Annotated in this window: 12 protein-coding genes; 6 read left to right on the top strand and 6 right to left on the bottom strand. The window is 70.5% G+C overall.

All coding sequences use genetic code 11. The annotated features are described in order from the left end of the window. Positions 1-184 precede the first annotated feature (184 nt). From OG948_RS16215 to OG948_RS16205, 3 genes are all read right to left on the bottom strand, one after another. On the bottom strand, positions 185-1066 hold the full coding sequence (locus OG948_RS16215) for an enoyl-CoA hydratase/isomerase family protein (protein ID WP_406297248.1): 882 nt from the start codon (positions 1064-1066) through the stop codon (positions 185-187). A gap of 344 nt (positions 1067-1410) precedes the next feature. Beyond that, positions 1411-3606 (bottom strand): acetate--CoA ligase family protein, encoded by a 2196-nt coding sequence (locus OG948_RS16210; protein WP_406300271.1) that lies wholly within the window; start codon positions 3604-3606, stop codon positions 1411-1413. A 210-nt stretch (positions 3607-3816) separates the two neighbouring features. After that, on the bottom strand, positions 3817-5334 hold the full coding sequence (locus OG948_RS16205; RefSeq protein ID WP_406297246.1) for a class I adenylate-forming enzyme family protein: 1518 nt from the start codon (positions 5332-5334) through the stop codon (positions 3817-3819). A gap of 129 nt (positions 5335-5463) precedes the next feature. On the opposite strand from OG948_RS16205, the gene OG948_RS16200 reads away from it, so the two are divergent. Next, the gene (locus OG948_RS16200) at positions 5464-6735 is read left to right on the top strand and encodes an acyl-CoA dehydrogenase family protein (RefSeq protein WP_406297245.1); all 1272 of its coding nucleotides are present in this window, start codon (positions 5464-5466) and stop codon (positions 6733-6735) included. A 154-nt stretch (positions 6736-6889) separates the two neighbouring features. On the opposite strand, the gene OG948_RS16195 is transcribed toward OG948_RS16200, so the two are convergent. Together OG948_RS16195 and OG948_RS16190 are read right to left on the bottom strand one after the other, a co-directional pair. Continuing rightward, positions 6890-7540: a TetR/AcrR family transcriptional regulator gene (locus OG948_RS16195; protein ID WP_395866986.1), complete on the bottom strand. Its 651-nt coding sequence runs from the start codon at positions 7538-7540 to the stop codon at positions 6890-6892. A 4-nt stretch (positions 7541-7544) separates the two neighbouring features. Further along, positions 7545-8348 (bottom strand): SDR family oxidoreductase, encoded by an 804-nt coding sequence (locus OG948_RS16190; protein WP_406297244.1) that lies wholly within the window; start codon positions 8346-8348, stop codon positions 7545-7547. A 216-nt stretch (positions 8349-8564) separates the two neighbouring features. Between OG948_RS16190 and OG948_RS16185 the strand changes: the two genes are divergently transcribed. The 5 genes from OG948_RS16185 to OG948_RS16165 all read left to right on the top strand — a co-directional run bounded on the left by OG948_RS16185 (position 8565) and on the right by OG948_RS16165 (position 14594). Continuing rightward, positions 8565-9323, top strand: a complete 759-nt coding sequence (locus OG948_RS16185) for an enoyl-CoA hydratase family protein (protein WP_355533169.1) — start codon at positions 8565-8567, stop codon at positions 9321-9323. Positions 9324-9465: 142 nt separating this feature from the next. Beyond that, positions 9466-10335, top strand: a complete 870-nt coding sequence (locus OG948_RS16180) for a CoA transferase subunit A (protein ID WP_406297243.1) — start codon at positions 9466-9468, stop codon at positions 10333-10335. Continuing rightward, positions 10332-11105, top strand: a complete 774-nt coding sequence (locus OG948_RS16175) for a CoA-transferase subunit beta (RefSeq protein WP_406297241.1) — start codon at positions 10332-10334, stop codon at positions 11103-11105. Before OG948_RS16180 ends, OG948_RS16175 begins: the two co-directional genes overlap by 4 nt. After that, the gene (locus tag OG948_RS16170) at positions 11102-12193 is read left to right on the top strand and encodes an NAD(P)H-dependent flavin oxidoreductase (protein ID WP_406297240.1); all 1092 of its coding nucleotides are present in this window, start codon (positions 11102-11104) and stop codon (positions 12191-12193) included. Before OG948_RS16175 ends, OG948_RS16170 begins: the two co-directional genes overlap by 4 nt. 199 nt (positions 12194-12392) lie before the next feature. Then, positions 12393-14594: an MMPL family transporter gene (locus OG948_RS16165; protein WP_406297239.1), complete on the top strand. Its 2202-nt coding sequence runs from the start codon at positions 12393-12395 to the stop codon at positions 14592-14594. Between the two features lie 93 nt (positions 14595-14687). On the opposite strand, the gene OG948_RS16160 is transcribed toward OG948_RS16165, so the two are convergent. Further along, positions 14688-15854 carry an acetyl-CoA C-acetyltransferase gene (locus OG948_RS16160; RefSeq protein WP_406297238.1) on the bottom strand — a complete coding sequence of 389 codons (1167 nt, stop codon included), beginning with the start codon at positions 15852-15854 and terminating at the stop codon, positions 14688-14690. Positions 15855-15925 lie beyond the last annotated feature (71 nt).

Here is a 15925-nt window from a genome sequence, read left to right as displayed (position 1 = left end):
CACCCGATTTCCTTGCGTCAATCAAAGGAGAGGGGGTCCTTCGTCACATCTGATGACTCGTCAGTTGCCTTGTGGCGTAAGGCACAAGGCTCGAACAAGGACCGAACGGCGGGCGCCCGACCGGCGCTCGGCGGGCCGCCGCGGGCCCGCCGCGGGGCCCGCCGTCCGACCGCCGGGAGCACGGCTACCAGCCGTAGTACTCCGGCTTGCGGCGCTCCATCAGCGAGGCGACCCCCTCGTTCGCGTCACGCGAGGTCATGTTCAGCTCGACGATCCGCGCCTCCTCGTCGAAGGCCGCCACGCGGTCGCTCTCCAGCGAACGGTTGACCAGCTGCTTGGTGAACGCGTACGCCCGGGTCGGTCCGGTGGCCAGCCGCTCGGCCCACTCCTTGGCCACGGCCTGAAGCTCGTCGGCGGCGACCACCTTGTTCACCACGCCGATCCGGAGCGCCTCGGCGGCGGGCAGGTCGTCGCCGAAGAACATCAGCTCCTTGGCCTTCTGCGGGCCGACCAGGCGCGGCAGCAGGTACGCGCTGCCGCCGTCCGGCACCAGGCCGCGACGGGTGAAGATCTGGATGAAGCGGGCGGTGTCGGCGGCGATCACCAGGTCGCACGCGAGCGCCAGGCTCATCCCGTAGCCGGCGGTGGTGCCGTTGACCGCCGCGATCACCGGCTTCTCGCAGTCCAGGACGGCGTTGGTCAGGCGCTGTACGCCGGTCTTCATCATCCGGGTGGCATAGCCGGTGGGGCGGGCGGGGGGCTTGGGGGCGGCGTCGTCGGGTTCGGCGCCCTCGGCGGCCGCCGCGCCTTCGGCGGCCGCCGCGAGCAGGGACTTGGTGCCCGGGGAGCTGCGCAGGTCCATCCCGGTACAGAAGTGCTTGGGGCCTGCGGCGGTGAGGACCACGGCGCGGACCGACTCGGTCGCGGACGCCTCGGCGAGGAGGTCGATCAGGAGTTCGCGTTGGGCCCAGGTGAGGGAGTTGCTGGCAGCGGGGCGGTTGAGGGTGAGCCAGAGGACGCCCTCGCTTACGCGGTGCAGCAGGTCCTGGTCGGTGTCGGTGGTCATGTGTGCGTTGGCTCCTTGGTGGTTTTTGGCGTCAAGCGCCGGCCGGGCCGAAGGGTTTTCGTCCGGCGTTGAGCGTTGGTCGGATTGGGTTGGCCTCAAACGCCGGCCGGGCTGAAGGGTTGGTCTCGAACGCCGGCCGGGCTGAAGGTTGGCCTCAAACGCCGGCCCGGCTGAAGGGTTGCTTGGTCGGGCCGGCGGGCGACCTTGCGCGCCGGTCGCGCCGGGGTCGTCCGTCGGTCCGGGAGGTGGCCTCGAACGCCGGCCGGGGCATTCGGCCCGGCCGGCGTTCGAGGCCACCTCCCGGGTGCGAGGCGTCGCCTCCCGGGAGCCCGGCCCGCAGGCCCCTAGCGGGCCACCGCGAGGGCGTCCAAGGCGACCGTGCCGCCGCCCCTGGGCATCACCATCAGCGGGTTGATGTCCAACTCGGCCAGTTCGCCGCCCAGTTCGAGCGCCATGCGCTGTACCCGCATGACCACGTCGACGAGTGCGTCCAGGTCGGCGGGGGGCTGGCCGCGCATGCCCTGGAGACACTTGAGGCCGCGTAGTTCACCGAGCATGCGCTTGACCTCGTAGGCGCCGAAGGGCGGCACGCCGATCGCGATGTCGTCGAAGACCTCGACGAAGATGCCGCCCAGCCCGACCGAGACGGTCGGGCCGAACAGGTCGTCGTGCGAGATGCCGACGACCATCTCGACGCCCCGGTCGACCTGCTGGCAGACCAGGACGCCTTCGAGGCGGCCCGTGCCCACCTCCTTGGCCGCGTCGGTGATCTCGCGGTACGCGTCCCGCACCTGGCTCGCCGAGCGCAGGCTCAGCTTGACCAGGCCCAGGTCGCTCTTGTGCGGCAACTGCGGGCCGCACGCCTTCATCACCACGGGGTAGCCGATCAGCCCGGCCGCGCGCACCGCGGCGGCGGCCGAGGTGACGAGCTGTTCGCGCGGCACCCGGATCCCGTACGTGCGCAGCAACTGCTTCGCCGAGTGCTCGGACAGCGGCTTGCCGGAGGACAGCAGCCGCTTGGCCTTCGCGGCGGCCGGCGACGCGGTGCGCGGGACGTCCTCGAACGGCGACGAGTACTGGGTGCGGAAGCGGTGGTAGTCGAAGTAGGCGCGCAGCGCCCGCACACAGTTGCCGAAGGTGCGGAAGACCACCACCTTGTTCGACTTGAGCAGGATCTCGCGGTACGCGTCCTCGTCGGCCACCGGCGAACCCCAGACCACGCAGACCACCTTGTCGGTCGCCTCCGCCGCGTCCACCAGGTCCTGCGCGAGTCGGTCGCTCATCGGCGGGAACGCGCCGGTGATCGGACACACCAGCACGCCGATCGAGGGGTCGGCCAGGATCGTGTCGATGATCTTGCGGCCACGCTCGTCGCCGGCCGGGTGCCCGCCGTTGTCCACGGGGTTGGACACGGTCAGGTACGGCGGGATCCACGCGTGCAGCCGCTCCTGCGTGGAGCGGTCCAGCCGGGGCACCGACAGGCCCTCGGCGGCGGCGAGGTCGGCCATGTGCGCGCCGGTGCCGCCGGAGATCGAGTACACGCAGACCCCCTGTGCCAGCGGGGTCCGGGTGCGCGCGAAGAGCTGGGACGTGTCGATCAGCTCGTCGAGGCCGTCGACCCGGGTGACCCCGTACTGCCGGAACACCGCCGAGGCGGTGCGGTCGCCGCCGGTCAGCTTGCCGGTGTGCGACTGGGCCATCCGCGCGCCGGTCTCGGTCCGCCCGACCTTGACCACCACCACCGGTACACCCTGACGGGCCGCGTGGTCGGCCGCCAGCGCGAAGGTGCGGCCGTCCTTGAATCCCTCGACGTACGCGGCGATCACGCCGACCTCCTCCTGATCGGAGAAGTGCCGGATGAAGTCCGCGATCTCCAGGTCGGCCTCGTTGCCGACCGGGGCCCAGTGCGACACCCGGATGCCGATGTCCTGCGCCGCGAACACCGGTCGGCCCTGGTGGCCGCTCTGGGTGATCAGCGCGATCGAGGGGCCCTCCAGGTCGGTGCGGAACTCCTCGAACGCGTTGAGGTTGGTGTTCGGCCCGAGCAGGCGCAGCGAGCCGCCCGAGGTGAGCTGGGCGAGCCGGGCCTGTGCCTCGGCCCCCGCGGCACCCGCCTCGGCGAAGCCGGACGCGAACACGACCGCGAATCCCACGCCGGCGCCCGCCAGTTGCTCGAGTACCTCGGCCGGGTCGCCGACCAGGACGACGGCCAGATCGACCGGTTCGGGGACGGCCGAGATGTCCGCGTGGCACGGTCGGCCGGCGATGCGCTCGTGCTTGGGGTTCACCGGGAACAATCGTGCGCCCACCCGGTCGGCCCACGCGGTCAGTTGCGCGGTTATCCGGGCACCGGGCCGGCCCTCGGTGTCCGAGGCGCCGATCACCGCCACCGTGCGTGGTCGGAAGAAGCGGTCCAGGTCTGCGGGGCGGAGCGCGAGTGGTCGGCCGGTCACGTCGAGTTCGGCCGACGGATCCGCGTTCACGGTGACGCTGGTTCGAGTGTGCCCCGGGAAGTGGTGTCCTCTGCTGTCGTGAAGCATCATCGCGCCCGTCCCTTTTTCGATCTTTCGTCGCCGCCAGATCCGATCGACACTGGAATCGAGCTGACGGTTAGTCAGTTAGCTTGCTGATGGGACGTCAGGGCTGTCCACTGTCTCACCGGCCCGGTCCCGACGCATCTGTCCGATCACCTGGACATTTGCTGACTTGGTCAAACATGTTGCGGATATCTGCTGGTCATCGCGCGGTTACTAAACGTCCCCGAAGGACTTCTCACGTTCCGTCAGGGATCTGCGGTCCACTTTGTCCATCCCGGTCAGAGGCAGCGCCGACACGATGCGGATCGCCTCGGGGAGCTTGTGGGCGGACAGTCGTGAGGCCGCGAACTCTCGCAACGCGGCCAGTGACGGCTCGGATGCGGCACGTGACACCACGACCGCGACGCCGATCTCGCCCATCACCCGACTGGGCCGCGGCACCACCGCCACGGAGGCCACGTCGGGATGGTCGAGCAGTACCGCCTCCACCTCCTGCGGATACACGTTGTATCCGCCGCGGATGTACATCTCGGTCATCCGCCCGGTGATCCGCAGGCAGCCGGCCTCGTCGATCCGGCCGAGATCGCCGGTCCGCAGCCGACCGTCGCCGTCGAGGGCGGCGGCGCTCGCCCGCGGGTCGCGCCAGTAGCCCGCCATCACGGCGGGCGAGCGCAGGCAGATCTGTCCCTCCTCGCCGGCCGGCAGGACGGTGCCGGTCCGCGGGTCGCGGATCTCCAACTCGGTGCCCGGTCGGGGGCGGCCGACCGTGAACAACGCCTCGGAGTCGGGGGCGTCGAACGCGGTGAGCGTGCCGAGCCCGCCGGATTCGGTGGACGAGTAGCGAATCGAGTAGCCCGCCCCGAACCGGGTCCGGGCCTCGTGCACGAGCGGGGCGGGGGACGGCCCGCCGCCGACGATCAGACCGCGTACGTGGGTGAGGTCGTAGCGGTCGAACTCCGGCCGGCCGAGCAGGAGGGAGACCTGCGCGGCCACGCCGCCGAGATAGGGGATCTTCTCCCTGGCGACCAGGCGCAACGCGTCCTGGGCCCGCCAGCGGCCGAGCAGGTGCAGGGTCGCGCCCATCTTGAGGTAGCCGGCCAACTTGGTCATGAAGCCGACGTGCGGCAGGCCGGTGGCGACCAGTTGCGGGCCGCCCTCGCCCCAGCGGTCGCCGGTGTCCATCGCGGTGATCGCGGCGATCTGCCGGGACGTGAACAGCGCGCCCTTGGGCGTGCCCGTGGTGCCCGAGGTGAACACGACCGTCTCGGGCAGGTCCGGCTCCCGGTCCCCGGTCACCGGCGGCGCGGGCGGGATCTCGTCGAGCCGGAGGTCGGCCCAGACGCGGTGCGCGTCGGCCGCCGGTACGCAGCGGACGAGTTCGGGTCCGGCCGGGACGCCCTCGGCCAGATCCTCGGTGACCAGCACCAGATCCGGCGCGGCCCGCTCCAGGATCGCGGCCCGCTCGGCGGCGGTGTAGCGCGGTCCCACCCCGGTGGTGATCGCGCCGAGCCGGGCCAGCGCCGTGTAGGCGACCACGTACTCGAGCCCGGACGGGAGCACGAGCGCGACCAGGTGACCCGGCCGGACGCCGCGCCGGGCCAGTCCGGCGGCGACCTGGTCGCTCACCGCGTCCAGCCCCGCGTAGGTGAACCCGCTTCCGCCGTGCACGAGGGCCCGCCGCTCGGGAAAGCGTCGGGCGGCCTCGTGAAGCACCTGGGCGAGAACGGTCACAACGGGTCCCTTCGGCCTGCGCGCGAAGTAGTCGGCGTGGGGATGGTGTATGCCACACAACACGACACGCCCGGGGTAACGCGACGTTTCAGAGGTGTGACGAAAGCAATGTTCTAAAGGTATGACGGTGTGTCAGATACTGGTGCTCGCGGGCTGCCGGATCGTCAATGGAGCCGACCGGAACTCGGGCCGGGCAACCGTCCCGACCCGCACGACATGAGTGCCAAGGAGTTGCGGTACGTGGACGTCGAGTTCAGCGATGAGCAGCAGGAGATCCGCAGAGCACTCCGGGACGTGTTCGACAAGCACAGCGACTCGCCCGCGGTGCGGGCCGTGATGGCCACCGAGACGGGCTACGACGCCACGGTGTGGCGGCGCGTGTGCGAACAGACCGGGCTGGCCGGTCTCGCGATCCCGGAGGAGTACGGCGGGGTCGGCTTCGGCTTCACCGAGTTGGTGGTGGCCCTGGAGGAGATGGGCCGCTCGCTTTTCCCCTCACCGTTCCTGGCGTCGTCGGTGCTGACGGCGTACGCACTCACGCACGCGGGCGACGAGGCCGCGCGGGCGGAGTACCTGCCGGGGATCGCGGCGGGCGTCACGCTCGGCGCGCTGGCGCTGGCCGAGCCGGGGCGGCGGGACGTACGCGCGGTGGAGACGGCCGCGCGGGCCGACGGTGACGGGTGGCGCCTGGACGGCGTCAAGACGCACGTGATCGACGGGCTGATCGCGGATCTGATCGTGGTGGTGGCACGGGTCGAGGGCGGGAGCGCTGCGAACCGGGGCGGGGCCGGCGACCTCGCGCTGTTCACCGTGGACAAGGACGCCGCGGGGCTGACCCGCGCGGCGCTGCCGACTCTGGACCAGACCCGCAAGCAGGCCCGGCTGACCTTCGTGGACACCCCCGCCCGACTGCTGGGCACTCCCGGCGCCGACGCGGCGCTGGAGCGGGTGCTGGCGCTCGCCGAGATCGCGGTGGCGGCCGAGGCGGTCGGCGGCGCCGCGCGCTGCCTGGAGGCGACCGTCGAGTATACCAAGGGGCGCGTGCAGTTCGGCCGGCCGATCGGCTCGTTCCAGGCGATCAAGCACCGCTGCGCGGACCTGTACGTCGAGGTGGAGACGGCCCGTTCGGCGCTGTACTACGCGGCGTGGGCGGCCTGTGAGGCGGAGGCGGCGGGGCTCGCGTCGCCCGGCGAACTGGCGGTGATGGCACCGCTGGCGATGACGACGGCGACCGCCGCGTACCGGCATGTCGCCGAGGAGATGATCCAACTGCACGGCGGCGTCGGCTTCACCTGGGAGTACGACTGCCACCTGTACCTGAAGCGGGCCATCACGTCCGCGCACCTGTTCGGTGACCGGGGCGCGCAGCGGGAGCGGATCGCGGAACTCGCCGGGATCTAGGCGCGGCCGGCCTGCGGCCTGGTGTCCTCGAACGCCGGACTGGCTTGGAATGTGTCCTCGAACGCCGGACGGGCTGATAGTCAGCCCGTCCGGCGTTCGAGGACAACACGGCCGAAGGCCGGGGCGTTCGTCGGGCTCCCGCTCGCCGACAGGCTTAACGCGTCGGGGGCTTCTTCCCCGTGACGCCCATGTAGACCAGGGTGGACAGCGCCGGACGGACGTCCTTCATCTTGATGTTCCAGGATTCGAAGCCCTTCTGGTGCCCGGCCACCGCCGCGAGCATCGCGACGAGGGTGCCCGCCATGGCGTTCGGGTGCACGTCGTCGCCGACCTTGCCCTTGGCCTGCATGTTCTCGATGGCCTCGGTCAGCGAACCGGTGACCGCCGTCAGGATCTTCTGGCGCACCTTGTAGAAGCGCTTGTCGCCCTCGGCCGAGGCCAGGTCGACGACGCGAAGGATCGGCTCGTAGTCCCGCCAGAAGTCGAGGAATCCGTCGGCCAGGGCCTCGGCGGCGGCGAAGCCGCCCTTGCCGGCCCAGTTCTGGTCCTCGGCGAGAGTCTTCAGACGCTGGCCGTCCTTGGCCATGTCGTTCGCGATCTCGAGGATCGCACTCTCGACGTCCTGAAAGTACTGGTAGAAGGTGGCGGGAGAGGTGCCTGCCATACGGGCGACGTCGATGACCTTGACGTCCCGGTACGGAGACGTGTCGAGCATCTCGCGGAGGCAGTCGAGCAGCTTTTGCCGCGTCGCCTGTCCGCGTCGCCCGGCGACGCGGCCGTCGACGGTGCGAACTTGTCCTGTCATGCCGTCAGTTTACGGGCGCATGATCGGTTTCGCTGTCCGCCGCACGGAGGAAAGCGGGCATTTCCCCGCCGCCGTGCATGAGTAGTTCCGCTCCGCTGACGTACCGTGACATCGGCGACGCGAGGAACAGACAAACGTCCGCGACGTCCGACGGATCCGCCATCCGACCGAGCGGAATCGTGTCCGCGACGCGCTGCACGCCCGCCTCGTCCCCGTAGTGCAGGTGGGCCTGTTCGGTCCGGACCAGGCCCACGATCACCGAGTTGATTCGGATCTTGGGAGCCCACTCGACGGCGAGCGAGCGGGTGAGCGAATTCATCCCGGCCTTCGCCGCGCCGTAGGCCGCGGTGCCCGGTGAAGGGCGCACGCCGCTCACGCTGGAGATGTTCACGATCACCCCGCCGGTTTCTTGACGGTGCATCAAGCGGTGGGCTGCTTGGGCGAAATAGAGCGGACCGAGCAGATTCAGCTCGATGATCGCCTTGGAGAACCGGGGCGACGCGGTGGCCGCGTCGGTCTGCGGCGCGCCGCCCGCGTTGTTCACCAGCACATCGAGTCGACCGAAGCGTTCCTCGACGAACTGCACTGCGGCGAAGGCCGTGTCGGGGTCGCGCACGTCGGCGGGGGTGTACGCGGCGGTGCGTCCGCCGGAGCCGGGCAGCGTCTCCGGTTCGCGTCGCGAGCAGACCACGACGTCGGCGCCGGCGGCCAGGAAGCGCTCGCTGATGCCCAGTCCGATCCCCTTGCCGCCACCGGTGACGAGAACGACGCGTCCGCTCATGTCGAGCGGGTTGGGGGAGGACGTCATGGCCTGCTCCTGACGGGCTGCGGTGTCGTGGGCGCCACGCTCGGTCCGTCTGGCGTGGGTCGCTCGGGGTCAACTATGGTGGCAGAAATCTGACGATCAGTCAGATCGGGTGGTGATGTGCCTCTCACGACCGGACGGCCGCGTCGGCCGCACCCGCCGGTACACGGGTACGTGATCAGCCGATCCGACGCACGCGGCCGAATGGATCTGGTTGCCATGGCTATCCGTTACGAGGTGCGTGAGGGCATCGCCGAGGTGGTGCTGGACGCACCCCCCGTCAACGCGCTCACCGTCGCCGGCTGGTTCGAGCTCGCGGACCGACTCCGCGACGCGAGCCGCGACCCGCAGGTCCGGGCCGTGGTGCTCCGGGCCGAAGGGCGCGGCTTCAACGCCGGCGTCGACATCAAGGAAATGTCGAACACCGAGGGCTTCGACGCGCTGGTCGCGGCCAACAAGGGCTGCTTCGACGCGTTCGCGGCCGTGTACGACTGCGAGGTGCCCGTGATCGCGGCGGTGCACGGCTTCTGCGTGGGCGGCGGGATCGGGCTGGTCGGCAACGCGGACATCATCGTCGCGTCGCACGACGCGTTCTTCGGGCTGCCCGAGGTGGACCGGGGCGCGCTCGGCGCGGCCACCCACCTGGCCCGCCTGGTGCCGCAGCACCGGATGCGACAGATGGTGTACACGTCGGAGAACGCCCCCGCGGCGGAACTGCACGCGTACGGCTCGATCTACAAGCTGGTCGACCGGGACAAGCTGGTCGAGACCGCGTTCGAGGTGGCTCGGGCCATCGCCGCGAAGAGCCCGACCGTCATCCGCGCCGCGAAGGCGTCGCTGAACGGCATCGACCCGGTCGACGTCAAGCGCTCGTACCGCTACGAGCAGGGCTTCACGTTCGAACTGAACCTGACCGGTGTGTCGGACGAACTGCGCGACGCCTTCACCGAGGGTCGCGAAGCGGACACCTCCAAGTGACCACCACGACCCCCTGTCGGGGGTCCGGCTCCAAGTGACCGCCGCGACCCCTTGCCGGGGGTCCGGGGGTCGTCCCCCGGGTGAGCACGGTACCGAGGGTCGCGAAGCGGACACCTCGAAGTAGATACGGGAGCAACCATCCATGGCTGACAAGCGCATGACGCCCGATCAGGTCGTCGCACAGCTCTCCGACGGGATGACCGTCGGCATCGGCGGCTGGGGCTCGCGGCGCAAGCCGATGGCCCTGGTCCGGGCCATCCTGCGGTCCGACCTCAAGGACCTGACGGTCGTCTCCTACGGCGGTCCCGACGTGGGCCTGCTGGCCCGCGCGGGCAAGGCGAGCAAGCTCGTCTACGCGTTCGTGTCGCTCGACTCGATTCCGCTGGAGCCCAACTTCCGCCACGTCCGGGAGAACGGCCTGGTCGAGGCGGTCGAGTACGACGAGGGCATGTTCCTCACCGGCCTGCGCGCCGCCGCCCAGCGGCTGCCGTTCCTGCCCACCCGGGCGGGCCTGGGCTCGGACATCCTGAAGGTCTCGCCGCACCTGAGGACGATCGAATCGCCGTACGGCGACGAGACGTTGGTCGCGATGCCCGCGCTGAACCTGGACGTCGCGCTGATCCACGCGAACGTCGCCGACGAGCGCGGCAACGCCGCGCTGACCGGCCCGGACCAGTTCATGGACGACCTGTTCTGCCTCGCGGCCGACAAGGCGTACGTCTCGGCCGAGCGCGTGGTGCCGAGCGAGGAGCTGCTCAAGGCGGCCGGCTGTGTGCACACGCTGACCGTGCACCGCTACACGACGCACGGTGTGGTCGAGGCGCCGAACGGCGCGCACTTCACCGAGTGTCCGCCGGAGTACGGCCGGGACGAGGCGTTCCAGAAGGCGTACGTCACCGCCGCCGCCGACCCCGAGGCGTGGGCCGCGTTCGAGCGGCGATTCCTCAAGGTGGAGAACGAAGCGGCATATCAGGCCGCCGTCGCGGAGTTCAAGAAGGAGACGGCCAAGTGAGCACCGAGACCCTGACCGAGGCGACCCGGGCCGACGTGTGCGTCGCGGCCGTCGCGGACTGCTTCCGCGGCGACGGCGAGATCATCGGCAGCCCGATGGGCGCCGTGCCCACGATCGGCGCCCGGTTGGCCCGCGCGACGTTCGAGCCGGACCTGATGCTCTCCAACGGCGAGTCGTACTTCTTCGAGGGCGACGCCCGACTGGGTGCCACGCCGGACGAGTTCGCCGTCGTCGGCTGGATTCCCTACCGCCAGGTGCTGGACGTGCTCGCCTCGGGTCGGCGGCACGTGATGATGGGCCCGGTGCAGATCGACCGGCACGGCAACGCCAACATCTCCGCGATCGGCGACTGGGCCAAGCCCAAGCGTCAGGTGCTCGGGTCGCGCGGCGGGCCGGGCAACACGATCAACCACACCACCAGCTACTGGATCCCCAAGCACTCGGCGCGCGTGCTCACGCCGAAGGTGGACATGGTCTCCTGCGTCGGCTATGACCGGGCCGCCGAGGTGGGCTCCGCCGGGCGTTTCCACGAGGTCCGACGGGTCGTCACCAACCTGTGCGTGCTCGACTTCGAGACCGATGCGAAGGTCATGCGGCTGCGCTCGGTGCACCCCGGCGTCAGCGTCGAGGAGGTCGTCGAGGCGACCGGTTTCGAGCTGGTGATCCCGAGCGAGGTGCCCACCTCGCGGGTGCCCACGAACGAGGAACTGCGGATCGTGCGGGACGTGCTCGACCCGCGCGGGATGCGGACGCGCGAGGTGCCGGCGTGAGCGCCGCGGCCGGCACGCACCCGGCGTTGCGCAACGCGTTCACCGAGAAGTTCGGCGTCGATTTCCCCATCGTGCAGACCGGCATGGGGTACGTGTCCTACCCGCAACTGGTCGCGGCCACCGCCGAGGCGGGCGGGCTGGGCATCCTGGCGTCGGCCACGATGACCTACGAGGAACTGGTCGCGGCGATCGCGGCGGTCAAGAGGAGCACCGCCAAGTCGTTCGCGGTCAATCTGCGCGCGGACGCGCCGGACGCGGCCGAGCGGATCGACCTGATGGGCCGTGAGGGCGTCAGGGTCGCCTCGTTCGCGCAGGCCCCGAAGAAGGACCTGATCAAGCGGGCGCACGACCTGGGCATGCTCGTGGTGCCCTCGATCGGCGCCAAGCGGCACGCGCAGAAGGTCGCCGAGTGGGGCGTCGACGGTGTGATCGTGCAGGGCGGCGAGGGCGGCGGGCACACCGGCTCGATCCCGACCACGCTGCTGCTGCCACAGGTCACCGACGTCCTGCGGGGCAGCGACGTCACCGTGATCGCGGCCGGCGGCTTCTTCGACGGGCGCGGCCTGGTCGCCGCGCTGGCGTACGGCGCGGACGCGATCGCGATGGGCACCCGCTTCCTGCTCACCTCGGACAGCCCGGTGGGGCACGCGGTCAAGGACGTCTACCTGGCCACCGACGTCAACGGCACGATCGTGTCCAAGGAGGTCGACGGCGTCCCGCACCGGGTGCTGGCGACCGACTTCGTCAAGCGGCTCGAACAGCGCTCGGTGCTCGCCCGCTATCCGCGCTCGATCGCCAACGCGGTGCGCTTCCAAAAGCTCAGCGGGACCAAGCTCACCGACATGGTCCGCGAGGGCCTGGCGATGAAGAAGTCGCAAGGGCTGAGCTGGCCGCAGGTGTTGATGGCGGCGAACACCCCGATGTTGCTCAAGGCCGCGATGGTGGACGGCCGTCCGGACCTGGGCGTGATGGCCTCGGGCCAGGTGGTCGGCGTGATCGAGGACCTGCCCTCGTGCGCCGAACTGATCACCCGGATCGTCGAGCAGGCGAGCGGGATCCTGCACGACCTGGAGTCCACCCGGGTCTGACCGCCCTCCCGCCTCCCGTGAACGCCGGCATCGCCCACCCGGGCGGTGCCGGCGTCGGGTTCGCACGGTGTCCGCGCCCACCCGGGGGTGGGTCTGGACCCACCCCGGATCGGGGTCCCGGCGCAGTGTTCCGCGAGCGTCCCGCCGACAGACTCGAACTGTCAGCGGGACACACAGTGGAACACGAGGGGACCTGACAATGGCCAAGCAGCCGGCGACCGTTCGCGTCGCACGATGGAGCGCCACCCACCCGTGGCGGGCGATCACCATGTGGATCGCGTTCGTCGCCATCTGCCTGGTCGTCGGGGGCATGGCGGGTACCGAGAAGACCACAAGCGCGGACATGGGCAACGGCCAGTCCGGCCGGGCCGACGAGATCTCCCGGCAGTACGGCCTCGACGCCGCCGCGAGCGAGAACGTGCTGATCACCGCGAAGAACGGCACGCTGGACCGGGCCGCGGCCGACAAGGTCGCCGTCGAGGTCACCACGAAGCTGCGGGCGCTGCCCGAGGTCGCCGACGTCGCCGCGCCGATCCCGTCCGACAACGGGCGCGCGCTGCTGGTCCCGCTCACCATGAAGGGGTCGGCGGACAAGGCCCAGGACCACATCGACCCGTTGCTCGAGGCGACCGCGAGCGTCCAGAAGGCGCACCCGGACCTGCGGGTCGAGGAGATCGGCGACGCGTCGATCGGCAAGGGCATCCAGGACCAGATCGGCAAGGACCTCGGCCAGGCCGAACTGTTCAGTCTGCCGGTGACGCTGGTCATCCTGATGGTCGCGTTCGGCGCGATGATCGCCGCCGCGGTGCCGGTGCTGCTGGCCATCTCCGCGGTCGGCGCCTCGATCGGCCTGTACGGCCTCGCCTCCGCCGTCTTTCCCGACGGGGGCACCGTCTCCAGCGTGATCATGATGATGGGCATGGCGGTCGGCGTCGACTACTCGCTCTTCTACGTCAAGCGTGAGCGGGAGGAGCGGGCCAAGGGCCGCGGCCGGATCGACGCGATCGAGATCGCCGCCGCCACCTCCGGGCACGCCGTGGTGGTCTCCGCGATCGCGGTGGCCGTCTCGATGGCCGGCATGTACATCGCCGACGACGCGATCTTCTCCAGCCTGGCCACCGGCGGCATCATCGTGGTCGCGGTCGCCATGATCGGTTCGCTCACCGTGCTGCCCGCGCTGCTCGCCAAGTTGGGCAACAAGATCGACCGCCCGCGGATTCCGGTCCTGTGGCGGTTGACCGCCCGCGAGGACCGCGAGCCGCGCGTGTGGAAGGCGCTGCTGCGCCCCGCGCTGAACCACCCCGCCATCACCCTCGCGGTGTCGGTGATCGCCCTGGGCGCGCTGGCCCTGCCGGCCTTCGGAATGAAGCTGCAGAACACCTCCAGCGACGACTTCCCGCGCTCGATGGCCACGATGCAGACCTACGACCGGATGACCGAGGCCTACCCGAGCAAGCACAGCCCGTACAACCTGGTCGCGCTGGCTCCGGTCGGCAAGGAGAAGGAGACCCGCGCCGCGCTGGACCGGGCGGTCGCGCAGACCCGGAACAACCCGCTGTTCACCCAGGACCCGGTCGAGGTGCTGGTCTCCAAGGACGGGCGCGCGTTCAAGGTGGACGTGACCGTGCCGCACATCTCCAGCTCGACTCAGGCCAAGGCGGCGCTGAAGCAACTGCGTGAGAGCGTGCTGCCGAACACCGTCGGCAAGGTTTCCGGCGCGGAGTTCGCGGTCTCCGGCGAGACGGCGGAGAACAAGGACTTCGCCGACCACGTGCAGGACAAGCTGCCGTTGGTGATCGCGTTCGTGCTGCTGCTGACCTTCGTGATGATGTCGGTGACGTTCCGCTCGGTGGTGGTGGCGCTCACCGCGATCGGGATCAACCTGCTCTCCGCGCTGGCCTCGTTCGGCTTCCTGGTCGTGGTCTTCCAGCACACCTGGGCCGAGGGCATCCTGGACTTCGACTCCAGCGGCGCGATCATCTCCTGGCTGCCGCTGTTCCTGTTCGTGGTGCTGTTCGGCCTGTCGATGGACTACCACGTCTTCGTGGTCAGCCGGATCCGCGAGGCGGCCATGCAGGGCATGTCCACCAAGGCCGCGGTCGAGAAGGGCATCACCGGCTCGGCCGGGGTGATCACCAGCGCGGCGATCGTGATGGTCTCGGTGTTCGTGGTCTTCGGCACGCTGAGCATGCTGGACATGAAGCAGATGGGCATCGGCCTGGCCGCCGCCGTCCTGATCGACGCGATCGTGGTCCGCATCGTGATCCTGCCCTCGCTGATGACCCTGCTGGGCCGGGCCAACTGGTGGCCCAGCCGCATCCCCCGGGTGCACGCCCCGCAGCACGCGGCGCCGCAGCACCCGGCCGAGTACGAGCCGCACGTGTACCAGCGGCAGATCTGACCCGGCGCGACCGCACGACCGCCGAAGGGCGCGACCACCGAATCCGTGGTCGCGCCCTTCGGTGTTTCGCGTGTCGGGCGATCCGACGCCGGGTCAGCCCAGGCGTTCGATGATCATGGCGTTGGCCTGGCCGCCGCCCTCGCACATGGTCTGCAGGCCGTAGCGGCCGCCGGTGCGCTCCAAGTGGTGCAGGAGCGTGGTCATCAGGCGGGCGCCGGTGGCGCCGAGCGGGTGGCCCAGGGCGATGGCGCCGCCGTTGGGGTTGACCTTCTCGTGCGGGGCCTTGATGTCCTTCATCCAGGACAGCACGACCGGGGCGAACGCCTCGTTGATCTCGACCGCGTCGATGTCGTCGATGCCCAGGCCGGACTTGGCGAACGCGTACTCGGTGGCCGGGATCGGCGCGGAGAGCATCTCGATCGGGGACGCGCCGCGCACGCTCATGTGGTGGACCCGGGCGCGCGGGGTGAGACCGTACCGCTTCAGCGCGCCCTCGGAGACGATCAGCAGCGCCGCCGCCCCGTCGGAGATCTGCGACGCGACGGCGGCGGTCATCCGGCCGCCCTCCATCAGCACCTTCAGCTCCGCCATCTTCTCCAAGGTGGTGCCCCGGCGCGGCGGCTCGTCGACCGAGACCGGCGTGCCGTCCACGTCGATCGGCGCGATCTCGCGCTCGAAGAAGCCGCTGTCGATCGCGTGCAGGGCGCGTTCGTGCGACGCGAGCGCGAAGCGCTCCATCTCCTCGCGGGAGATGTCCCACCGCTTCGCGATCAGCTCGGCGCCGTAAAACTGGTCCACCGGCTCGTCGCCGTAGCGCGCCACCCAGCCCTTGGAGCCGGAGAACGGGTCGGAGAAGCCGAGCGGCACGGCCGAGGTCATCGCCGCGCCGATCGGGATCTGGTTCATGTTCTGCACGCCACCGGCGATCACCACGTCCTGCGTGCCGGACATCACGCCCTGGGCCGCGAAGTGGATCGCCTGCTGCGAGGAGCCGCACTGCCGGTCGATGGTGACCCCGGGCACCGCCTCGCTGTAGCCCGCCGCGAGCCACGCGGTGCGGGCGATGTCGCCCGCCTGCGGGCCGATCGTGTCGACACAGCCGAACACCACGTCCTCGACCACGTTCGGGTCGATCCCGCTGCGCTCGACCAGCGCCTGGATCGCGTGCGCGCCCAGGTCGGCCGGGTGCACCCCGGCCAGGCTGCCCTTCTTGCGGCCGACCGGCGTACGGACCGCGTCGACGATGTATGCCTCGGCCACTGGGGCCCCCTTTGATCCTCGTGTGTTCGGCCGGCGATCGCGCTCGCACCCCGGTCGGCCCGAAAGCCCGC

The organism is Embleya sp. NBC_00888 (genome assembly GCF_045207655.1).
In the GTDB taxonomy this organism is placed as follows: Bacteria; Actinomycetota; Actinomycetes; order Streptomycetales; family Streptomycetaceae; genus Embleya.
The sequence above is the reverse complement of the archived record's forward strand: the minus strand, read 5'-3'. Positions and strand labels throughout refer to the sequence as shown.

Bases quoted from the DNA above. Each gene is read 5' to 3' on its own strand.
- OG948_RS16180 (WP_406297243.1), top strand. From the start codon at position 9,466: ATGGCTGACAAGCGCATGACGCCCGATCAGGTCGTCGCACAGCTCTCC.
- OG948_RS16215 (WP_406297248.1), bottom strand. From the start codon at position 1,066: ATGACCACCGACACCGACCAGGACCTGCTGCACCGCGTAAGCGAGGGC.
- OG948_RS16210 (WP_406300271.1), bottom strand. From the start codon at position 3,606: ATGCTTCACGACAGCAGAGGACACCACTTCCCGGGGCACACTCGAACC.
- OG948_RS16195 (WP_395866986.1), bottom strand. From the start codon at position 7,540: ATGACAGGACAAGTTCGCACCGTCGACGGCCGCGTCGCCGGGCGACGC.
- OG948_RS16185 (WP_355533169.1), top strand. From the start codon at position 8,565: ATGGCTATCCGTTACGAGGTGCGTGAGGGCATCGCCGAGGTGGTGCTG.
- OG948_RS16190 (WP_406297244.1), bottom strand. From the start codon at position 8,348: ATGACGTCCTCCCCCAACCCGCTCGACATGAGCGGACGCGTCGTTCTC.
- OG948_RS16165 (WP_406297239.1), top strand. From the start codon at position 12,393: ATGGCCAAGCAGCCGGCGACCGTTCGCGTCGCACGATGGAGCGCCACC.